Annotated in this window: 19 protein-coding genes; 8 read left to right on the top strand and 11 right to left on the bottom strand. The window is 48.6% G+C overall.

The window, feature by feature from the left end:
- Positions 1-68: 68 nt before the first annotated feature.
- Positions 69-1,085, bottom strand: a complete 1,017-nt coding sequence (locus AAC022_RS06715; protein WP_339729306.1) for a ribose-phosphate pyrophosphokinase — start codon at positions 1,083-1,085, stop codon at positions 69-71.
- Positions 1,086-1,349: 264 nt separating this feature from the next.
- On the opposite strand from AAC022_RS06715, the gene serC reads away from it, so the two are divergent.
- Together serC and AAC022_RS06725 are read left to right on the top strand one after the other, a co-directional pair.
- Positions 1,350-2,435 carry a 3-phosphoserine/phosphohydroxythreonine transaminase gene (gene serC / locus AAC022_RS06720; RefSeq protein ID WP_339729308.1) on the top strand — a complete coding sequence of 362 codons (1,086 nt, stop codon included), beginning with the start codon at positions 1,350-1,352 and terminating at the stop codon, positions 2,433-2,435.
- Positions 2,432-3,190, top strand: coding sequence for a 5'-methylthioadenosine nucleosidase (locus AAC022_RS06725; protein ID WP_339729310.1), 759 nt, complete (start codon positions 2,432-2,434; stop codon positions 3,188-3,190). The genes serC and AAC022_RS06725 overlap by 4 nt, the downstream gene beginning before the upstream one ends.
- 90 nt (positions 3,191-3,280) lie before the next feature.
- Here the strand turns inward: AAC022_RS06725 and AAC022_RS06730 are convergent, their stop codons facing one another.
- The 4 genes from AAC022_RS06730 to AAC022_RS06745 form a co-directional block, all read right to left on the bottom strand.
- Positions 3,281-4,012, bottom strand: coding sequence for a DUF1559 domain-containing protein (locus AAC022_RS06730; RefSeq protein ID WP_339729312.1), 732 nt, complete (start codon positions 4,010-4,012; stop codon positions 3,281-3,283).
- Between the two features lie 59 nt (positions 4,013-4,071).
- A complete protein-coding gene (locus AAC022_RS06735; RefSeq protein WP_339729314.1) occupies positions 4,072-5,007 on the bottom strand; it encodes a DUF1559 domain-containing protein in 936 nt (311 codons plus the stop codon).
- Between the two features lie 37 nt (positions 5,008-5,044).
- Positions 5,045-5,995, bottom strand: coding sequence for a DUF1559 domain-containing protein (locus tag AAC022_RS06740; protein WP_339729317.1), 951 nt, complete (start codon positions 5,993-5,995; stop codon positions 5,045-5,047).
- 68 nt (positions 5,996-6,063) lie between these two features.
- Entirely contained in the window at positions 6,064-7,014 is a 951-nt protein-coding gene (locus AAC022_RS06745; protein WP_339729318.1) for a DUF1559 domain-containing protein, read from the bottom strand.
- Positions 7,015-7,217: 203 nt separating this feature from the next.
- Here AAC022_RS06745 and AAC022_RS06750 point away from each other — a divergent pair, with 203 nt between their 5' ends.
- Genes AAC022_RS06750 through AAC022_RS06760 form a run of 3 tightly spaced genes read left to right on the top strand, consistent with a single transcriptional unit; the run spans position 7,218 to position 10,883 of the window.
- Positions 7,218-8,021, top strand: a complete 804-nt coding sequence (locus AAC022_RS06750) for a creatininase family protein (protein ID WP_339729320.1) — start codon at positions 7,218-7,220, stop codon at positions 8,019-8,021.
- 7 nt (positions 8,022-8,028) lie between these two features.
- On the top strand, positions 8,029-9,747 hold the full coding sequence (locus tag AAC022_RS06755) for a CRTAC1 family protein (RefSeq protein WP_339729323.1): 1,719 nt from the start codon (positions 8,029-8,031) through the stop codon (positions 9,745-9,747).
- A gap of 2 nt (positions 9,748-9,749) precedes the next feature.
- Positions 9,750-10,883 carry a tetratricopeptide repeat protein gene (locus AAC022_RS06760; protein WP_339729325.1) on the top strand — a complete coding sequence of 378 codons (1,134 nt, stop codon included), beginning with the start codon at positions 9,750-9,752 and terminating at the stop codon, positions 10,881-10,883.
- Positions 10,884-10,904: 21 nt separating this feature from the next.
- Here the strand turns inward: AAC022_RS06760 and AAC022_RS06765 are convergent, their stop codons facing one another.
- From AAC022_RS06765 to AAC022_RS06785, 5 genes are all read right to left on the bottom strand, one after another.
- Complete coding sequence (locus AAC022_RS06765) at positions 10,905-11,288, bottom strand: Hsp20/alpha crystallin family protein (protein WP_339729328.1); 384 nt, start codon at positions 11,286-11,288, stop codon at positions 10,905-10,907.
- A 10-nt stretch (positions 11,289-11,298) separates the two neighbouring features.
- Positions 11,299-11,754, bottom strand: coding sequence for an Hsp20/alpha crystallin family protein (locus tag AAC022_RS06770; RefSeq protein ID WP_339729329.1), 456 nt, complete (start codon positions 11,752-11,754; stop codon positions 11,299-11,301).
- Positions 11,755-12,019: 265 nt separating this feature from the next.
- Positions 12,020-12,253 carry a hypothetical protein gene (locus AAC022_RS06775; protein ID WP_339729332.1) on the bottom strand — a complete coding sequence of 78 codons (234 nt, stop codon included), beginning with the start codon at positions 12,251-12,253 and terminating at the stop codon, positions 12,020-12,022.
- A complete protein-coding gene (locus tag AAC022_RS06780) occupies positions 12,254-13,648 on the bottom strand; it encodes an MFS transporter (protein WP_339729335.1) in 1,395 nt (464 codons plus the stop codon).
- A 55-nt stretch (positions 13,649-13,703) separates the two neighbouring features.
- Positions 13,704-14,714, bottom strand: a complete 1,011-nt coding sequence (locus AAC022_RS06785; RefSeq protein ID WP_339729338.1) for a DUF1080 domain-containing protein — start codon at positions 14,712-14,714, stop codon at positions 13,704-13,706.
- 350 nt (positions 14,715-15,064) lie between these two features.
- Between AAC022_RS06785 and AAC022_RS06790 the strand changes: the two genes are divergently transcribed.
- A complete protein-coding gene (locus AAC022_RS06790) occupies positions 15,065-16,462 on the top strand; it encodes a tetratricopeptide repeat protein (RefSeq protein ID WP_339729342.1) in 1,398 nt (465 codons plus the stop codon).
- Between the two features lie 199 nt (positions 16,463-16,661).
- A complete protein-coding gene (gene rpsT, locus AAC022_RS06795; protein ID WP_339729344.1) occupies positions 16,662-16,931 on the top strand; it encodes a 30S ribosomal protein S20 in 270 nt (89 codons plus the stop codon).
- Between the two features lie 97 nt (positions 16,932-17,028).
- Here rpsT and AAC022_RS06800 read toward each other — a convergent pair whose 3' ends face one another.
- Positions 17,029-17,838, bottom strand: coding sequence for an SDR family oxidoreductase (locus tag AAC022_RS06800; protein WP_339729346.1), 810 nt, complete (start codon positions 17,836-17,838; stop codon positions 17,029-17,031).
- Positions 17,839-17,984: 146 nt separating this feature from the next.
- On the opposite strand from AAC022_RS06800, the gene AAC022_RS06805 reads away from it, so the two are divergent.
- Positions 17,985-18,806, top strand: a complete 822-nt coding sequence (locus AAC022_RS06805) for a sugar phosphate isomerase/epimerase (protein WP_339729349.1) — start codon at positions 17,985-17,987, stop codon at positions 18,804-18,806.
- The last annotated feature ends 97 nt before the right edge of the window (positions 18,807-18,903 follow it).

Consider the following 18,903-nt stretch of genomic DNA (forward strand, 5'->3'; position numbering starts at 1 on the left):
CTGATATTTCTCTGCGTTGTTTTATTTTGGCGTTTTATTTTGGCATAAAGCAAATGGTAAAAAAGTGATTACTTCTTCGGTCTCTTTTCCGGAAACAGTGTGCTGACACTGGTACGGTCATGAATGGACCGGATGGCGGCAGCAAAGGAGTGTGCAACCGAAATGACTTCGATATTATCCGGCAGAGGATCAATCTGCGTTTCGATCGTATCGGTCATAAACATTTTTTTCAAAGGGCTGTTGCCGATCCGTTCGGCTGCTCCTTTTGACAACACGCCGTGTGTTACGGCGGCATAGATGTCATTAGCCCCCTTCTTTTTCAGAACTTCGGCCATGCTGATCAAGGTGCGTCCTGTAATGGTAAAGTCGTCAACAAGGATCACGTTTTTGCCTTTGACTTCACCAATCACTTCCAGAACTTCCACCGTTTCGGAATGGTCCTTGCGCATTTTATTGCCGATGACGACAGGCGTGCCTAACAGCTTGGCAAAGTCGGAAGCTTCTTTAGCAAAACCAACGTCCGGACTGCAAACGACCAGATTCTCGATATTCATTTTTCGGATATGGTCACTAATGACATGCCGTCCGTAAAGGTGATCGACGGGGACGCTGAAGAATCCCTGGATCTGGGGGCTGTGCAGGTCCATCGTCAAGACGCGATTTGCACCGGCGACTTCGATTGCATCGGCACAGACGCGTGCCCGGATTGAGACACGGGGTTCGTCTTTTTTATCCCCCTTGGCGTAACTGAAAAACGGGATGACTGCGGTGACCTGCTGGGCACTGGCCCGTTTGAGCGCGTCGATCCAGAACAAAAGTTCAACAAAATTGTCATTCACAGGAGAATGGACGCCTTGAATCAGATAGACATCGCGGCCTCGCACATTTTCCAGAATTCGAACAAAAATATTGCCTTCGCTGAACTGGTGCGCTTCACACGGTGTCAAACGGATGCCCAGCTCATCTGCGATGGCTTGCGCCAGCAATGGATTTCCTGAACCTGCCATGATGGTCAGGTCGCCTTGAGGCGGTTGAAAGGACTGGACGCGGGGTCCTCTGGAAAGCGGATTTGGAGAACTAGGCATTAATTAACAGATCAATCAAAGGGGGCAATTACTTGCCGGAAAACATTACTATTCTTGGGAATTCTGGATAATTTCGCTCTACTCCATTTATGAAGAAAAGCAGACTCCATAATATCGATGCTGTATAGCAAAACAAGCGAACGCTTACCAATATCCTCAAGGATGTTTCTAAGAGCTTCGATCACGTCCGTATTATTGACACCAAACAGGTTACTCAGGGCTGAATCTATTTCTCAGCCTGCAAAAGATGTTGAGATATCTAAAATGACAGAAAGAATTTACAACTTTTCAGCAGGCCCCGCGGCACTTCCCTTACCCGTTCTGGAACAGGCACAGAAAGATCTGATTTCACTGGGCGACACTGGAATCGGCGTTATGGAGCACTCGCATCGTAGTAAAGCTTTCATCGCCGTTTATGAAGCAGCTCAAGCTTTGTGCCGGGAACTGGCTGGAATTCCCGATAATTATAAAGTCCTGTTCCTGCAGGGGGGGGCTTCAACACAATTTAGCATGATTCCGATGAACCTGCTTTCAAAGGATCAGACGGCCGACTATCTGGTCACTGGTTCCTGGTCTAAAAAAGCCGTCAAAGAGGCGAAATTATTCGGGAACGTGAATGTTGCCTGCAGCAGTGAAGACAAGAATTTTTCTTATATTCCCGAAGAAGTTTCTCTGAGTGAGAAACCGGCGTATGTGCATTATACCTCGAATAATACAATTTACGGAACTGAATTCACTTCAGAACCAGCTGTACCAGCCGGTGTTCCGCTGATTTGTGACGCCAGTAGCGATATTTTCTCCCGACCCATCGACATTTCCAAATATGGCATTGTCTATGCCGGTGCCCAGAAGAATCTGGGACCGAGCGGTGTCACTCTGGTGATTATCCGCGATGATCTGATCGAGCAGGGACCGACCGACGTTCCCACGATGCTGCAGTACCGGACGCATTCTGAAGCGGGGTCGATGTTTAATACGCCGCCTACGTTCGGGATCTATGTGCTGGGACAAGTTTTGCAATGGTTGAAAGGTCAAGGCGGACTTGAAGGCATTCAGCAGAAAAATCAGGCCAAAGCGGGTAAGCTGTATGATTATCTGGATCAGAGTTCGCTGTTCAAGCCGACGGCTGCGAAGCAGGACCGTTCGCAGATGAATGTCACTTTTGTGACTGGCGATGCCGATCTGGATGCGAAGTTTATCGCACAGGCGACTGCTGCCGGACTGGATGGCCTGAAAGGTCACCGCAGTGTTGGTGGCATGCGTGCCAGCATTTATAATGCGTTTCCGGAAGCGGGCGTTGATAAGTTAATTGAAATGATGACTCAGTTCGAAAAGGACCATGCCTCTTGAATCCACCCGAACCCGATAAAGCGCATGCGGATATAGGGCTGGTTTGTGCTCTGCCGATGGAGATCCAGCCATTTTTGGATCGCTGTGAGCACGTCAAGAAATATACCGGCGGTTCGTATGTGTTTCGGGGGGGATTTCTGGGGCAGATCAAAGTCGCGGTTGTGCAAACGGGAGTGGGTTTTGCCCGCGCCCGTGCAGCAACACAGGCGTTGGTCGATGCTCATTCCCCGCCGTGGGTGCTTTCGGTTGGGTTTTCGGGTGCGTTAAAACCCAAGATGAAAGTGGGCGATATTGTCGTCGCGACTTCGGTGTGTGACCTGCATGGTCAGGAGTTGAAGAACGATGTGCATTTTCCCGAAGATCCAGAAAACGGGCTGCATGTAGGGCGGATTCTGAACACGGATGAAATTGTCCGCACGGTAGAGGAAAAGTTGCAACTGGCTGAAAAGTATGATGCGCTGGCCGTGGATCTGGAAAGTCTGGCGGTGGCGCAAGTCTGCCAGGCTGCTAACAAAGGTTTCATGGCGATTCGAGTGATCAGCGATGATTGCTCGGCGGATCTACCCTCAGAGGTGATGTCCATTTTGGGTGAAACCGGTGCCGTCCGGGCAGGGGCCGCTCTGGGAGCTGTTTTCAAACGCCCCGAAAGCATCAAGGAAATGTGGAAGATGCGCGGCGATGCCTCACGGGCGGCTACGAGACTGGGCAGTTTTCTGGACGGGGTGGTTGTCCAGCTTTACGAAGCCCGGCACTAACCTGTATCCAGGTTTACTGTAGCGTCTCTCCAGCACCAATTGGACCGAATCTCATCTAATGAGAGCTGCTATGATTAAATGGGATGTGACCTAATACTCGCCGACTTCTTCGCCTCCCGCAGGTGTGCTGAGTGCTTTTAAGATCGCTGGGGCAATATTTTTATTGATAAATCGAACTCTCCCATCTCCCATTAAGATGAAGCTTCTGCCTTCAGAGAGCGTTTTCTTATCAGGGCCGATGACGTTGACTGGTTCAGTCAATGATGTCGGATCGCCCCACGGTTTGAAGTGCTCGCCGATTTCCATGGCCATGATGGTATTGGATGTGCCGTCGTGCATTTCTTTGAAACTGATGTCGGTACCTGATTTCAGAACCAGCTTGTTCCCGACAAAATGGGAGAGTGCATAACCATCAGGAGAAGTTTTCGATTTCGATTTTGGGTTGAGATAGACGGGGACTTCCTGCTGGAACGCTTCCTGATTGGCAGAGGCATCCCAGGGGGTTGTGAAATCAATCTGTCTGAAGAGAAATTGCTGATCTAGAAAGGGAAGAATCAATGTCTGCCAACAATGCTCGGGGCGCCCACTCTCGCTGAGAATTTTGCCCCGAGGGAGTGTCTGATACGTCTCGTGGTAATTATGCAGTGCCAGACCGATCTGTTTCATGTTATTTTTGGTGAGAGAGCGACTTCGGTCTTGAAAGCGAAAGCGGGCTTCGTGATAGATTGGTAATCCAACGCCCACCAGTATTAAAGAACCGAGAACTGACAGCAATAGGCCGAGAGATCTACGGGATCTCGTTTCAGGTCGCTTACTTTCCAATTCAGAATTCTCCTTAGCTCGCGTCCTGGATCGTCTTTTGATGCTGAGTGCTTTCAGTCTTACCTGCTGGAATGTTTTAAAAATTCTCTTACTTCTTCACCACTGCTGGGGGTACTAAGCGCTTTCAAAATCGCAGGATCGACATCTTTTGCAATAAATCGAACTGCACCATCTCCCATGAGAATATAGTTACCTCCCTTTTGTGAAGTCTTTTTGCCGGAGCCCAAAACCTGGAACGGTTTGACAGATGAGGACGGATCGCCCCAGGGTTTGAAGTCCTCGCCGATTTCCATGGCAAAGATGGTCAGGGACATGCCATCTTTGATGTCACGAATTTGAGATCCCTGATTCTGTTTCAGCACGAGTTCATTGCCTGCATAATGGGACAGTCCATAGCCTTCAGACGACGTGGTTTTATCCTGCTCCGGGTGGAGAACGCCGATGACCGGGTTCAGATACGTAGGGATTACGGTGTGAAAAGCCGGTTGATTCTCCGTTGCATTCCAAGGCTGCTCAAAATTGACCTGATTGAATAGTGGTCTCTGATCCAGATAAGGCAGAATCGATGTCTGCCAATTATGGTCAGGTTTTCCCTCGGTGGTTGTGGTGCCGCCTGGAGGGAAGAAGTCATTCGTCTCATGGTAGCTGTGGAGGGCCAGGGCGATCTGTAGCAGGTTGTTTTTGGATGTGGAGCGTCTTGCTGCTTCCCGACTGGCGACTGGCATAAATAGTGATAATATCTGAAATGGTATTAAGAGAGCGAAGACGATTGAAAAACCGACAAAGAAAATCGTCCAGAAGAGGAGGGGATGCATAGATCGTGATGGTTCAGTCAGCAGGTTGGGAACATCCTGTAAGGGACTCCATTTTCCGGCTTCGCCTTCTCTTACCAGGTCCGTTACAGCGATTTTCTTTCGGGCGACTAATTTTTTGAGTTGTTGATCGGTAAAGGGGCCTGTGATTTCATTTTCCTGTTTGAGATACCAGTTTCGCATGCAACATTCCTTGCATCTCTAAACGAAGAGGGCAGATTTAGAATTCACCAATGACTTCTCCACCGTTAGGAGTACTTAATGCTTTTAATACCGCGGGATCAATATTTTCTGAGACGAAGCGTATGGCGCCATCTCCCATCAGAACGTGATTCCCGCCGAGCATAGACGATTTTTTGCCGGCTCCCATGATGTTGACGGGGTCTGCGATATTGGTTGGGTCGCCCCAGGGTTTGAAGTTCTCACCAGTTTCAATTGCCATGATGGTATTTGATGTGCCATCCGTGATGTTGCGCATTCTGATGTTACCATTGGTCTTCATAAAGAGTTTATTTCCAACATAGTGAGACAGGCCGAGTCCCTCAGGGGAAACCTTTTCTTCAATCGAGGGGTGTAAGTAGGCGGGGATTTCTTGAGTGAACAACGGTTGATTCTCCGGGACAGACCATGGTTGTTGAAAATCGATCTGATTATAGAGGCTGGCATGATCCATAAAGGGCAGGATGTAAGTCTGCCAACTATGATAGGGTTCGCCATCAGTTGTCTCAGTTCCCCCTGGAGGAAAGACGCGATGTGTCTCATGATAGTTATGCAGCGCCAGGCCGATCTGCTTCAAATTATTTTTTGATTGAGAGCGGCGCGCTGCTTCGCGGGCCTGCTGAATGGCGGGCAAGAGTAATGCCAGCAGGATCACAACCACAAAAACTCCCCCGCCTCCCAAAACGGCAAGTACAATAATCAGAGTGGAATTGCTTTTCTTGGCAGGTTTCGATTGCGAAGAGGCTGTCTCTTGAAAGTCTTCTTCCCAGACATCTGAATCCGTATCGGGAATCAGGCCGGGAATCCGACCTGCTGGTACAAAATTGCCATCCTCACCTTTTCTGACAAGATCGGACTTTTGGACTTTGCCTTGAGTCGCCAGTTCTTTTAATCGTTCCTGTGTCAAGGGGCCTGCTGTCTGATCGCCGCGTTTTACATACCAATGGGCCATGTGATTCTCTTTTCCTGTTTGTACTTACTTTGAGAGCTGATTCAAAATTGATCTGGATCTCGTGTTGTTTAAAACTCTCCAACGATCTGCCCGTCATCGGGGATACTCAATTGTTTTAATGTTTTTGGGTCAACGTTTTTAGAAATGAACCGCACGCTGCCGTCACCCAGCAAGACATGGTTTCCACCTCTGTAGGCCGTTTTCTTGTCACGGCCCATGATCGTGCTTGGATCTGCGATGCTGGTCGGATCTCCCCAGGGTTTGAAGTTTTGACCGGTTTCAACTGCCAGGATTGTGTTTGACGTGCCATCCGTGATATCCCGAAAACGAATTCCGATATTCTTTTTCATCACCCGTTGATTGCCGACATAATGCGAGAGGCCGTATCCGTCAGGGGAAACTTTGTCTTCAATTGCCGGGTTTAGATAGGGGGGGATTATCTGCTGAAACACGAATTGATTGACGGGATCATCCCAGGGTTTATCAAAATCAATCTCATTGTAAAGCGGAGCCTGATCGATAAAAGGAAGAATCGATGCCTGCCAGCTATGGTAAGGTTTCCCCTCGGTCGTGGTGGTTCCGCCGGGAGGAAACATGCTATATGAGTCATGATAGTTATATAGTGCAAGGCCAATCAGTTTCATGTTGTTTTTTGATTGAGAGTAACGTGCTGCGTTACGCGCCCCTTGGATGGCAGGCAAGAGTAATGCCACCAGGAGCAGGATTAGCAGGAGACCTCCTCCCCCTCCCACTATCGCGAGCACAACAATCAGAACCGTATTGTTTTTTTTCGGAGCTGCTGATTCAGATTGTGATTGCGTGTTCGTTTCGAATTCGTCCCCGTCGTCGGAATCAGGGAGTAGGCCGGGGATCTGGCCTGCTGGTATAAAATTTCCATTTTCACCTTTTTTGACAAGGTCGGACTCCTGAACATTGCCTTGAATGGCAAGCTCTTTTAAACGTTCCTGCGTCAAGGGGCCTGCCGTTTGACTACCGCGTTTTACATACCAGTTTGCCATGAGGCGCTCCTTGTTTGGACCAGGGATTCCACCAATCAGCATACCGCGCGGATTTACTGGAATACAGAGTAACACAGGATAAGAATGTATATAATTTAAATATCCGTTAATCATCGAATGAGCTATGGACACGAACCTGTTAGAATGAAAGCCGAGTTCTGCAAATTTGTTTAATACAATCTACTGGGTAAGGAGATGAGTGAGTGACGTCTGAACCTGCGATGCGTCCCTGGATTTTATCCGAAACGAATTATGCCTATGTGAAAGAGAATCCGTATCAAGTGGCCGTGTTGCCGATGGGGGCCACGGAGCCACATAATTTACATCTGCCTTACGGAACAGACACCTATGAGGCAGACGCGATCAGTTCACGCGTTTGTGAAGCCGCTCATCAGCGGGGGGCGAAAGTGGTCATGCTCCCGCCGATTCCGTATGGGACGGAAACCAACCAGAGTGCCTTTCCCCTGTCCATGAATGTGAATCCTTCCACACTGGGCCAGATTATCGCGGACCTTGTTGATTCTCTGGCCAATCATGGGGTGCATAAACTGCTGATTCTGAACAGCCATGGCGGCAACGATTTTAAACCGTTGTTGCGGGAATTGCATGGCTCGACACCGGTGCAAATCTTTCTAGCGGACTGGTTTCGAGGTACCTCGGCTGATGTCAAAGCAGAGATCTTTGAAAACCCGGATGACCATGCAGGCGAGATGGAAACATCACTCGCACTGGCATATTTTCCCCATCTGGTGAACCGAAATCCAGAAACAGGCGCCTTGAACGCCGACGAGGGCGCGACGAACTCAACGCGGTTCTCCGGGGTAAATGAAGGTTGGGTCAGTATTACTCGTCCATGGCATTTGTTGACGACCAATTCGGGATCGGGAAATCCGCATCAGGCAACTGCCGAGAAGGGGGAGAAGCTGATGCAGATTCTCGTCGAGCGGTTGTCACAATTTCTGGTTGAACTCTCTGAGGCGAAATTGGATGATCAATTTCCTTTCTAATAGAATCATGAAGTACAGATTCTGCATCACCATACTGGCAATATGCTTTTGTGACTCCGTCTATGATGCCGAGGCACAGCAGCCTGCGATATTGTTTCAGGATATCACGACCGCCTCACAACTTCAGTTTGAGCATCGGTCTCCTTTGACGGTCAAGCATCACTTGCATTTGATGATGGGATCGGGGGTCGGCTGGATTGATTATGACCACGACGGCTTTCCCGATTTGTATTGTGCACAGGGGGAAGAGTGGCGCAGCGCAAAGAGAAAGCAAGCGGACGTTACCGATGTGGCATTATCGAACCGTTTGTTTCAGAACCGGGGGCGCAGTCAATTTGAGGATGTGACAAGGCAGGCGGGATTAGTTGACTTTGGTTACTCGATGGGAATTGCCGTCGGAGATTATAATCACGATGGATTTGATGACCTGTATGTCAGCGAATTCGGCCGGAATCAGTTGTACTGTAATAATGGAGATGGCACGTTTTCAAATAAGTCACAATCAGCACACGTGGATGATCCGGGCTATGGGGCCAGTTGTACCTGGGCTGACCTGAATGGTGATGGATTGCTTGATCTGTATGTGGTGAACTATCTGGCAATTGACCGGAAAGACTATCCGATTTGCAGCCGCAAGGTCGATGGGGCGCGCGTTTATTTTATCTGTCATCCCCGCTATGTGAACGGGGGATATGACGTGGTGTATCGGAATTTGGGAAATGGTAACTTTCTGAATATGTCACAAAAAGCGGGGCTTCACAGCGAGCCCGCCAGGCAGGGGTTAGGCGTATTTGCTGCTGATTATGACCATGACGGGGACATGGATATTTATGTCGCCAACGATTCTGTGGCCAACCAGTTATGGGTGAATAATGGTCAGGGTGTTTTCACAGATCAAGCATTGATTGCTGGTGTCGCTTTCAATCGTTCCGGAGACCGCGAGGCAGGGATGGGGCTGGCGGGAGCAGACTATAACGGCGATGGCCTGCTGGATTTGTTTGTGACGAACTACTTTGGTGAAACAAATACGTTATATCGCAATGAGGGTTCTCTTTTTTTTCTGGATGTCACAGATGAGACAGGTCTCGCGACAGCCAGTCGGGTGCGACTCGGTTTTGGAGCTTCTTTTCTGGATGGTGACAATGATGGCTGGGAAGACCTGTTTGTGACCAATGGTCATGTGCATGATCGGTTGTCACAGTTGGGGAAAAATGAGCCTTACGAGCAGGAACCGCAGGTGTTCTTAAATCAGGATGGTACTCGGTTTCGCGATATTTCAGCGCGGGCTGGCTCATTCTTTCAGACGAAAAAAGTAGGACGAGGTTCTGCTGTTGCCGATTTTAATCGGGATGGATTGGCTGATCTCGCCGTTTCCCATCTGAATGCGAAACTGGTGCTGTTGGAGAATCGGAGCGTGACGCCTAACCAGAGTCTTTCTCTGGAGTTAATTGGCACGAGTTCCAATCGCAGTGCCATCGGTGCCTTGGTTGAGATTATTACCGATTCCCAAAAGTTGACACGATATCGACGGGGAAGCAGCAGCTATCTTTCGACGGACGAAGGTCAGGTTTTAGTAGGTTTAGGAAACATGTCGACACCGGTAGCAGTCAAAGTCAGATGGCCAGCAGGGAAAACCGAAATCTGGTCTGGATTACGACCGGGGAGTCATTATACATTGATAGAAGGAACAAGTGCTTCCCAAAAACTGTTTCCCAACAAGCGATGAATATGAATAGCCAGCCGGAACCTGACAATCTGACCAAGCCGTTTCCCAAACCGGAAAACGGCATTTCATTTTCGAGCAGTCTGATCGTGGCAGGAGTGGGGCTGCTGGCATTGCTGCTCTATTATTTCTCGAGTGGTCGTGACGAATCGACAGAGAAGATATCGGAACAGGCGAAGGAGAATCAAAGATCGGAAGAGCAGGCGGAGAAAGCGAGACGGAAAGAGTTAATTGCCTATCTGCAGCAGCATCCGGACGATGAATTTGCGCATTTTCAATTGGGGCAACTGATCCGGAATCGTGCTCCGTTTCAGGCGCTGGAAAATTATTCGCATGTGACCGACCGCCACCCGAGATATTATGAAGCGATTGAAGCCGTCGCCGATATTGCGCTAGAGCAAGACTTGCCTGACAAAGCAAAGCCGGCATTAATGCTTCTGATTCGGGAGTATCCTGAAGAGAGTCGCTTTCAAAAGCAGTTAGCGCGACTGTTTTTCAGTGCTGGTAAATATGACCGTGCACTCAAATATGCCAAACGCAGCATTGAGCTGGGAGCGAATCAGGCTGCGGATTATCTGTTGGTTGCTGACATTCTGCGGCAAGCAGGAAGAACGAGTGAAATGGTGGGGCCGCTCAAGCAGACACTCTATTTAGAGCCAGGATTGTATGAGGCACATTTGAACCTGGCATTTGCTGCGCTTTATTCGGGGGATTTGAAAACTGCGGAACGGGAAGCGAACTGGTGTCTGGAACAGCGGCCGGTTTCAAGTATTGCGTTGCGTTATTTGGCATTAATCGATCGCAATCAAGGGAATATAGAAGAAGCAGGTTCGCATGTCGAACATGCATTGCAGGTTGATCCACAGGATTTCGAAAGCCTGCTGCTAAAGTCAGACCTGCTCATCTATCAGCGCGCAGGTCAACAGGCGTATGATTTGCTGAAACCACTTTATGCAGAACATCAAACTGACCGCCGCTACATTTCCGCATTAGCGCGTGCCGCCGGTTTGATCGGGAAGCGAGAGGAAGCACTACAGTTACAAAGAGAAAATCAGTCGCTGATCAAAGAAGAAGACTTAAAGCCATCCTCATTACAGAGCGAGTCTGTTGAAAAAACGCAATCCAAACTGGAACGTTAACCGAATCGAGACAGGCCGGGCTCAGCCAGTGTTGACCTGGATTCTGCGAGGTTCCGCTTTGGGGGCTTTGGGAAGAAAGATTCGCAGCACGCCGTTGGCCAACTTGGCTTCAATTTCGCTATGTATGATCTCACCGCTTAAGATGAAGGAACGCAGAAAATTGCCCACTTCATATTCTTTGTGCAGCGGACTAGCTCCTTCGGGAATTTGGGGTTCGACCCGGCCTAGCAACGTCAGTTTGTTATCCTGTACCTGCAATTCAAGTAAATTGACGGAAACACCTGGAAGATCTGCATAGAGTACCAGACCCTGCTCGGTCTCGTAGATATCAATTGGTGGCGTAAACACATATTGCTCGGGATGAGCAATTTCACGCGGTTCTTCGTCATTATGCGGTCTATTCATATCTGGTATCCTATTCCCCCGAACTGACTGGGATCTGACGGGGAAGTTCTTCTTCCAACTTGGGAAGGTGTATCTTTAACACACCTTCGTTGAACTCCGCTGAAAGATATTCTTCAGAAATACGATCTGGAATACTAATCGATCGCTGCCATTCTCCGAACGGCCTTTCCTGGCGGCGGAAGCGTTCTTCGGGGATTTCGCCATCCTCAATCACGGGAGGATTTCGGTGGCCTTTCAGGGTGAGCACACTATTGGCGATGGTCAATTCCAGATCCTGAACCTGCATCCCTGGAAGTTCTGCCGTAATCAGAAACTCATGCTCCAGTTCAAAGATATTGACGGCTGGGTACTGGCGGGGCATACGAATGCCCTGTACCGAGAATTCGACGCCTTGAATTAGACGGTCGACTTCACGTTCCAAATCCCTGAGCGGATTCCATGATTGTTCCCAGCGAAAAATCGGCATTTTCCATTTACCTCACACTTTAAAACCAAAGATTGTGAATGATTGAATATGCAAAGGCCATACCATTGAGAGTGACTTCGATAAAATCAATGAAGTGTGCTGTAAGTGTCTGAGATTATAGACCTTATATTGGCTTGGCTGAGGTAGAGTCAGTAAGGAGATCGATGGGGATGTCAATCTGGCATGAGAATCGGGCCTAAATATGAGGGGGTGATCGTGCCATTCTGGCAGCCTGAATGTTGGGACAACACTGAGGCAAGAACGTTTATTCCCATTGGATTGGCTGAATGATGTCGGATGCCAGGAGTGCACCAAAAATCATACCAACGAGAAAAATGATGCGGAGAACCCAGATTGCGCGGACGGGCCCGAACCACTTCGTCAGGCGTTGTCCTTTTTTCGTATTCGCCAGAAACCATTGATCTTTCCACAATCCCAAAAGAGAGAGGATCAGAACGGAACCGCCGATGAGTTCATTTTCTGAGAGATGAAAGGGCATTTATGTTGTTTCTTCAGAGTGAGGGAGACGCTGTGAGGTATCGAATTTTGGGAATAGTGACCAGAATAAAAACGTCGCAAACAGCGCAATCGCGGCGCTGCTTAACCAGATACCAGGCCAGTCGCGCAATAAAGTCAGCGTTTCCCCATCAAGGTTTTTCTGGGTGAATTCCAGAACGCCTATCTGTGATTGAACGTTCCATTGCGCACGCTGCAAGGCGTCTGTTCCTTTCGAGGTGAAAAAGTCGCCGATACTGCCACTAATGAATCCTCCGGCAAACATTCCCAGGCCGAATACGAAGGTCCCGAAAAATGTTTGCATTGTCCCACGCACATCAAGGGGCGCGACCTTATCGACATAGATATAAGCGGCCGCCAGAAAGCAACCAAAGCAGAGCCCATGCATCGCCTGCCCGAAACAGGTCAGCAGCAAAGACACGGAGAATACGTCACCAATGGTCGATGCGTAGGCAAAGACCAGGCTGCGGACGAAATATGATAATAAGCCGACCAGCATGACTGTTTTAAAACCGTATTTTTTGATGCCGAATCCGAGGACCGCCATTACGATGACTTCGAAAACCTGTCCGATCGAACTGATACGCTGTTCCCAGGCGCCGGTCACATTTCCCTGTTTGAGAATCGCACTGATAAAAGGACTGTTCCACTGAAAGTAAAATTTGTGGACAATCGAGATGATAAAGGCGACCAAAACCAGAATCAAAAAGTGCCGGTATTTGAGCATCTTCAATACTTTGCCGGGAGCCAGGTCTTTTTTGTCACTCTTCACCGGAGGGGTGTGGGGTAGTGTTAAACAATAGGCGGCCATGAGTAATCCTGCGACGCCTGCCATTGCCAGGACAATACCACGTCCGGTATTTAACTCATCCCCTTTCAGATGCGCGAGAAACAGGCCTTCTGCCACCCAGGCGGGAACCACAAAGCCAATCGTTCCCCATAAACGAATCAAGGGAAACTCTTTGTCACTGTCTTTCAAATGTTGAAAGGTTAAGGAGTTGGTGAGCATCATGGTGGGGACATACAGAACGGAATAGAGCACGCCCAGGATGACCACTGGCCAGAAACTGTTTTGAAAAAAGAGGGCCAGCATGATCACGCCGCCTGAAAAATGACAGAACGAGAGTACGCGTTCTGTCGCATAGTGACGGTCGACAATCTGTCCAAATACAAAAGGGGCCAGTAAAGGTCCTACGGCCAGTGCCGCACCAAACACGCCGACCTGCAACGCAGAGAAGCCGAGTGCATCAAATAGATACAGAGTGATGATGGGTAAATAACACCCCTGCACAAAGTACTGGAGAAACATCATCAGGTAGAGTCTCAATTTGAGAGACTTCTCTGTACTGTCTGCACTCAGACTGTCTGCATCCGTCATCAGAGTCGGGCCTTCAGCATGGAATATCGGGACTGATTAGAGTTTCACTGGTTGATTATTTTTCAAGTACCCAGATATTTCTAAAGCGAACAGGATTTGAGTGGTCCTGCAGGAACAGAGGACCTGCGATCGCTTCGTCTTTATTTGTTCCGCCCGGAGTTGGCTCGTTAATTTCACGATTATTATGAACGGTGACACCGTTATGTTTGACAGTGATTCGCGCCTTGGCGGTTTTGTTTCCGGATTTGTCGTACTTGGCAGATTGGAAGTCGATGTCGTAGGTCTGCCATGCCAGGGGGGGCAAGCACATATTCACGTCAGGGGCGCCTAGTTTGTAGATGCCGCCGCATTCGTTGTCTTTGCCTTCCAGTCCGAAGGAGTCCAGGATCTGTACTTCATAGCGTCCCAGTACATAGCAGCCACTATTGCTTCTTCCCTGTCCGCGTGCCTGTGGCATGAAGGGGAGTTGGAATTCCAGGTGTAAGTGTCCGTCTTTGAATGTTTTATTGCTGGTGACTCCTTCTTTTAAGAGTCCGTCTTCGGTGATGCGACCGTTTTTGAAGTTCTTGACGGTCTGCTTGGCCTGATTTGAGTCGAACAGGACGGTGGCACCTTTGGGGGCTTTTTTGCCGAGCGTCGGGCTTTTTCGTGTCACTTTTTTGAGGACGCCGACTTTGTTGCCTTCAGCATCAAAGATTGTGATTTTTCCGTCTTCGAGATCACCACGGCCGTCTTCAGATTCAAAGCTGATGACATTTCCAGATTTTTTTCCTTCCGTTGTGGTTTTCTTTTCCTGATTCCAACCATCGCCGGGCAAACCTCCGGGGTAACCGACCGCTCGAAACGTCTCGTCTCCTAATGCGATGACTTGCGCTCCGTACTTAAGCGGATCGTTACTACCCTCACCTAAAATTCCGGAATATTCTCCCTGGATCTGGAAATCGGGGCCCGCTTCCTCGACACTTGTTGCAGCCCATTTGGGTGATTTCGAGTCTGCATAACTGCATGGGGTAAGAGCGAAAAGTGCATAGCAGCTTAACAGAGCGCACATCAGGAACTGCTTCATTTTGGTTCTCCCAAGAGATGTTTGAGTGTAAAATTGTAGATCAGTAATTGACGTTGTTCGAAGCTCATAGGACGTCCGAACTTTATTCTCATTGTGGGAATCGTCGATCAGAGATGCAAGCACAGCAGCAAAGGTTTCTGAATGTTGCGGTACTTGTGTATATTGGAATTAACTAAAACTTGTGATGGTAGGGTGTTAATAAATTTTGTAAGATATAAAACTGGAGCGTATGAAAGAATGAAGATCGCAGGTGCAGGCAAGGGATATGAGCCTGCTCTATTGGCGGACTCTCAAGTAGTAGGCCCATTCAACAATTGATTTTGAGCATTGGATAACATCGGAAGAGCTTTATGACATCTGACAGAAACAAAAAGATTGCGGCAGATTGCTGGCGACGAGGAAACGAAGCCTTGTCCAAAGAGAACTGGGATTATTCCATTGAGATGTTTACCACTGCTGTCAAGCTAGATCCTGAAGCGCTGCTCTACCGCCAGACAAAACGGGGGGCTGAGCGAAAAAAATATGGCGATAACAATTCCGGCTCGAAAATGGGAGTACTCAAATTAGCGGGGGTGAAAACGAAAATCAAAAATTCCCGCCGCAAAAAGGATTGGGCCTCCGTGGATCAGTATGCTGAAGAGGGGTTAACGATCAATCCCTGGGACTCCGGTTTGAATGCAGATATGGCGGAAGCCTGTCAAAATCTGGGTTATGATGATCCGGCTATTTTTGGTTTCAAAATGGCCATTGAAAATGACAAGGTCAATAAAGGCTATTACAGGAATTTGGGGCTGTTACTGGAAGAAAAAGGGGAGTTCAAACATGCGAGAGAATGCTGGGAGATGGTATTCAAACTCGATTCCATGGATGGCGAAGCGCGTTCCAAAGTAACCGCATTGATGGCAACTGAGACCCGTGTTCGAGGTGGCTATGAAGGAGCCGAGAACTCGAGTGGCGTCAAGAAGCAATCTGCCTATGATGAAGGTCGCGCGACACGCGAACAACGGCACCAAGCTCAAAAGGGAAATGCCCCCGATGGTCCCGGACAATCGGTGGAAGCCGACCTCCAGCGTTCTATTCGAAAAGAACCTGAAAATAAGGATCATTATCTGAAACTGGGTGACTTTTATCGTCGCGAAGGGAAGCTGGTTGAAGCCAGGGAACACTACGAGAAAGCCTACGAACTCTCCGGGAAAGATTTCAACATCGGAGAGCAGGTTGAAGATATCGAGCTGGAACAGTTAAAAGAAAAACTGACCGTCGCCAAAGAGGAGTTTAACCGTGATCGCCAAAACGAAGAAGCAAAGAAGCGGGTTACCTTAATCAGCAAAGCTTTGATTAAACGTGAAATTGATATTTTCACCAGGCGAGTGGAACGCTATCCCGCTGACATGCGGATCAAGTATGAGTTGGCACAACGATTTATTCGATTGAAAAAATGGGGATCAGCGATCTCATTATTGCAGCAATCAGTGAAAGATACGCGTATCAGTTCGGATGCGTTAGTCGCTTTAGGCAAGTGCTTCTATGCCGAAAGCAAGAAAGAGCTCGCGAAACGGCAATTTGAGAAAGCGCTTCCGAGTCTTTCGCCCGATGACAAACCGGAAATTTATAAAGAAGCCCACTATCTGCTTGCCCGATTATATGAGGAATCGAAGGAGAAGGAGAAAGCTGAAGATCATTACAGCGAAATTCTAGCGGTCGATTATGATTATCGGGATGCGCGTGAACGCTTAGAAGCACTTTAAATCAGACAATAGCTAATTATGCGGCAGTTTCCAATAATTCCGGAAAAAAGCTGCTTTTAGCAACTCAGAATGGCTGGAATAACGGGTTCGAGGTTGTTAAGCTTCCTTTCTGCCTGAGATTTTATAGTGGCGACTGTCTTAGTAGGCAGATGTCGTGTTATATTGTAAACAGTTACTCAGAAAATACTTAAGTCGAAAAATGCCAAATTCAAAAAGTGCCAAAACAGCGTTACGAAAAAGTGAGGTTCGCCGTCTTCGTAATCGTTCCACCCGTTCGGAATTAAGAAATACCATTAAAACTGCGCGTGTTGCCATCACCGGCGAGGATGCTCAGGCTGCTGCCAAAGCACTGCAGGCCGCTGCGAAGAAAATCGATCAGGCCGCTTCGAAAGGCATCATTCATAAGAAAGCCGCCGCTCGGACCAAGTCTCGACTGGCAAAATCTGCGAATAAAGCAACTGCTGAGTAGTCGATAACTCTCAGGCAAAAATAACAGCCCCTCGTAATGGATTCTGTTTTCACAGAGTGATTTACACGGGGCTTGATTTTTTTATAGCAGCCAGCTTTTACCAATGCATCACGAACCCGCCATCCACATTGATGGTTTGTCCCGTCACTTGCGCAGCGCGGTCTGAGCTGAGAAATACAATCATATTGGCGATGTCTTCGGGAGTCTGCCAGCGTTGTAGCGGGACCAGTTGTTTGATCTTTTCTCCCGCCCATTGCTCATAGGTTTTCTGGTTTTCTTTTGGCTGGCGCTCATTCCACGCCTGCCAGACCGATTGATTCAAAGGGGTCTGAACCATTCCCGGGCAGACCGAATTGACGCGAATTCCTTGAGCCGCTAAATCCTTCGCCATACATTGCGCGAAGTTGATGTTCGCTGCTTTAGATGCACTGTAAGGCGGGTCGGTCTGTGAGCCGATTTGTCCGGCAATCGAACTGATGAATGTCATGCTGCCCGCTTCTGCCTGTTGCATCACCGGTGCCACAGCATGGGCGACATGGACCATGCCCTGCATGTTCACAGCAAACACCCGAGGCCAGTCGGCAGGAGTGAGGTTCGTAAACGGAAAGCCAAACTTTCCCGAACCAATTGCAGCTGCATGGACCAAGTGATCGATACCAGAAACCTGATTGAGAGTTTGTTGTGTCGTTTCTTGAACCGCTGAGAAATCGGTAATATCAACCTGAAACCCGAGGGCCGTCTGTCCGGTTTCTTTGGTCAACTGCGCGGCAATTTGCTGTACCTGATCGGTCTGGTCCCAGAGGATGGGCTGGGCGCCTTCTTCTGCAAATGTTCTCGCTGTCACGAGGCCAATGCCACTCGCTCCGCCTGTAATCACAACAGAAGCGCCTGCTAAATTGAGGTCCATGACTTGATTTATCCTGCTTTAAAATGGGATCGCTTGAATTCAGAGAGCTTTCATTCTGATCAATGGCTTTTCCCTCTGCAAGCGGGTTGGTATCTTTATATAAAAGGAAAAAGAAGCAGATCAGTCGCAGACGGGAGAGGTATACAATGAAACTCGGAATGATTAACTCAGCCTGGTCGCAATCGGGCCGAGATACTGCCTGGGGTTTAGAGAAGACAAAAGAGATCGGCTTTGATTGCGTCGATATTTTTATTGATCCGCTCGATGCAGATATTCGCGAACGAAAACTGGTGAAGGATACCTGCGATCGTCTGGATCTTCCGATTGTCTCTGTCTGCTGTGTTGCAGTGGGCTTGATTGATTTCAATCCGAGTGTGCAACGTTTTCATCTGCAACGGGTGAAGGAATATTTGGATCTGTGTTATGAATACGAGGCTCAAAATCTGTTGCTGGTACTCGGCGAATATATCTGGAACCGGGAAGTGATCCCGCCGGAAGAACAATGGGAACTGGGAGTCAAGCAATGTCAGGTCCTCGCCAGCTATGCAGAGTCACTGGGGCTGGAAATTGCCCTGGAGCTCGAACCGTTTCCGCTTTCGTTGTTAAATAGTGTCGATTCAATGGTTCGGTTTGTGGATGAAGTGAATCATCCTGCCTTGAAAGCGAATATCGATGTGTCTCATTTACTGTTAGCGGATGTGAAGGCAGAAGAACTCAGCAAATTGGCAGGCAAAGCGATTCACGTGCACATTTCTGACTGTGATGGCAAAGTGCACGGCGATTTGCCTCCGGGCAGGGGAGTCGTTGATTTTGAACCGTATTTGCACGAGATCAAAAAATTGAACATCCCGGGAGCGATTTCCCTGGAATTGGAATATTCACCCGAGCCAGACAAAATAGAGGAATGGGTCCGGGATGCTTACGAATCGACGAATTCTCTGATGCAAAAGGCGGGTTTGAGAGGTTGACACGGCTGAAATCGATCTGAAATGGGAGAGTTTTTTGAATTCGGCGAATCCCCCCGTCTGTTGCTTGAAGTTTTCCATGGGTTTCCCTAATTTCGCT

Origin of the sequence: uncultured Gimesia sp. (genome assembly GCF_963976445.1) — a bacterium.
GTDB lineage: Bacteria > Planctomycetota > Planctomycetia > Planctomycetales > Planctomycetaceae > Gimesia.

What these genes read in the sequence shown, in the direction of transcription:
- AAC022_RS06775 (WP_339729332.1), bottom strand. Translation starts at nt 12,253, where the DNA reads ATGCCCTTTCATCTCTCAGAAAATGAACTCATCGGCGGTTCCGTTCTG.
- serC (WP_339729308.1), top strand. Translation starts at nt 1,350, where the DNA reads ATGACAGAAAGAATTTACAACTTTTCAGCAGGCCCCGCGGCACTTCCC.
- AAC022_RS06740 (WP_339729317.1), bottom strand. Translation starts at nt 5,995, where the DNA reads ATGGCCCATTGGTATGTAAAACGCGGCGATCAGACAGCAGGCCCCTTG.
- rpsT (WP_339729344.1), top strand. Translation starts at nt 16,662, where the DNA reads ATGCCAAATTCAAAAAGTGCCAAAACAGCGTTACGAAAAAGTGAGGTT.
- AAC022_RS06790 (WP_339729342.1), top strand. Translation starts at nt 15,065, where the DNA reads ATGACATCTGACAGAAACAAAAAGATTGCGGCAGATTGCTGGCGACGA.
- AAC022_RS06755 (WP_339729323.1), top strand. Translation starts at nt 8,029, where the DNA reads ATGAAGTACAGATTCTGCATCACCATACTGGCAATATGCTTTTGTGAC.
- AAC022_RS06785 (WP_339729338.1), bottom strand. Translation starts at nt 14,714, where the DNA reads ATGAAGCAGTTCCTGATGTGCGCTCTGTTAAGCTGCTATGCACTTTTC.
- AAC022_RS06780 (WP_339729335.1), bottom strand. Translation starts at nt 13,648, where the DNA reads ATGACGGATGCAGACAGTCTGAGTGCAGACAGTACAGAGAAGTCTCTC.
- AAC022_RS06765 (WP_339729328.1), bottom strand. Translation starts at nt 11,288, where the DNA reads ATGAATAGACCGCATAATGACGAAGAACCGCGTGAAATTGCTCATCCC.
- AAC022_RS06735 (WP_339729314.1), bottom strand. Translation starts at nt 5,007, where the DNA reads ATGCGAAACTGGTATCTCAAACAGGAAAATGAAATCACAGGCCCCTTT.
- AAC022_RS06770 (WP_339729329.1), bottom strand. Translation starts at nt 11,754, where the DNA reads ATGCCGATTTTTCGCTGGGAACAATCATGGAATCCGCTCAGGGATTTG.
- AAC022_RS06805 (WP_339729349.1), top strand. Translation starts at nt 17,985, where the DNA reads ATGAAACTCGGAATGATTAACTCAGCCTGGTCGCAATCGGGCCGAGAT.
- AAC022_RS06800 (WP_339729346.1), bottom strand. Translation starts at nt 17,838, where the DNA reads ATGGACCTCAATTTAGCAGGCGCTTCTGTTGTGATTACAGGCGGAGCG.
- AAC022_RS06715 (WP_339729306.1), bottom strand. Translation starts at nt 1,085, where the DNA reads ATGCCTAGTTCTCCAAATCCGCTTTCCAGAGGACCCCGCGTCCAGTCC.
- AAC022_RS06745 (WP_339729318.1), bottom strand. Translation starts at nt 7,014, where the DNA reads ATGGCAAACTGGTATGTAAAACGCGGTAGTCAAACGGCAGGCCCCTTG.
- AAC022_RS06760 (WP_339729325.1), top strand. Translation starts at nt 9,750, where the DNA reads ATGAATAGCCAGCCGGAACCTGACAATCTGACCAAGCCGTTTCCCAAA.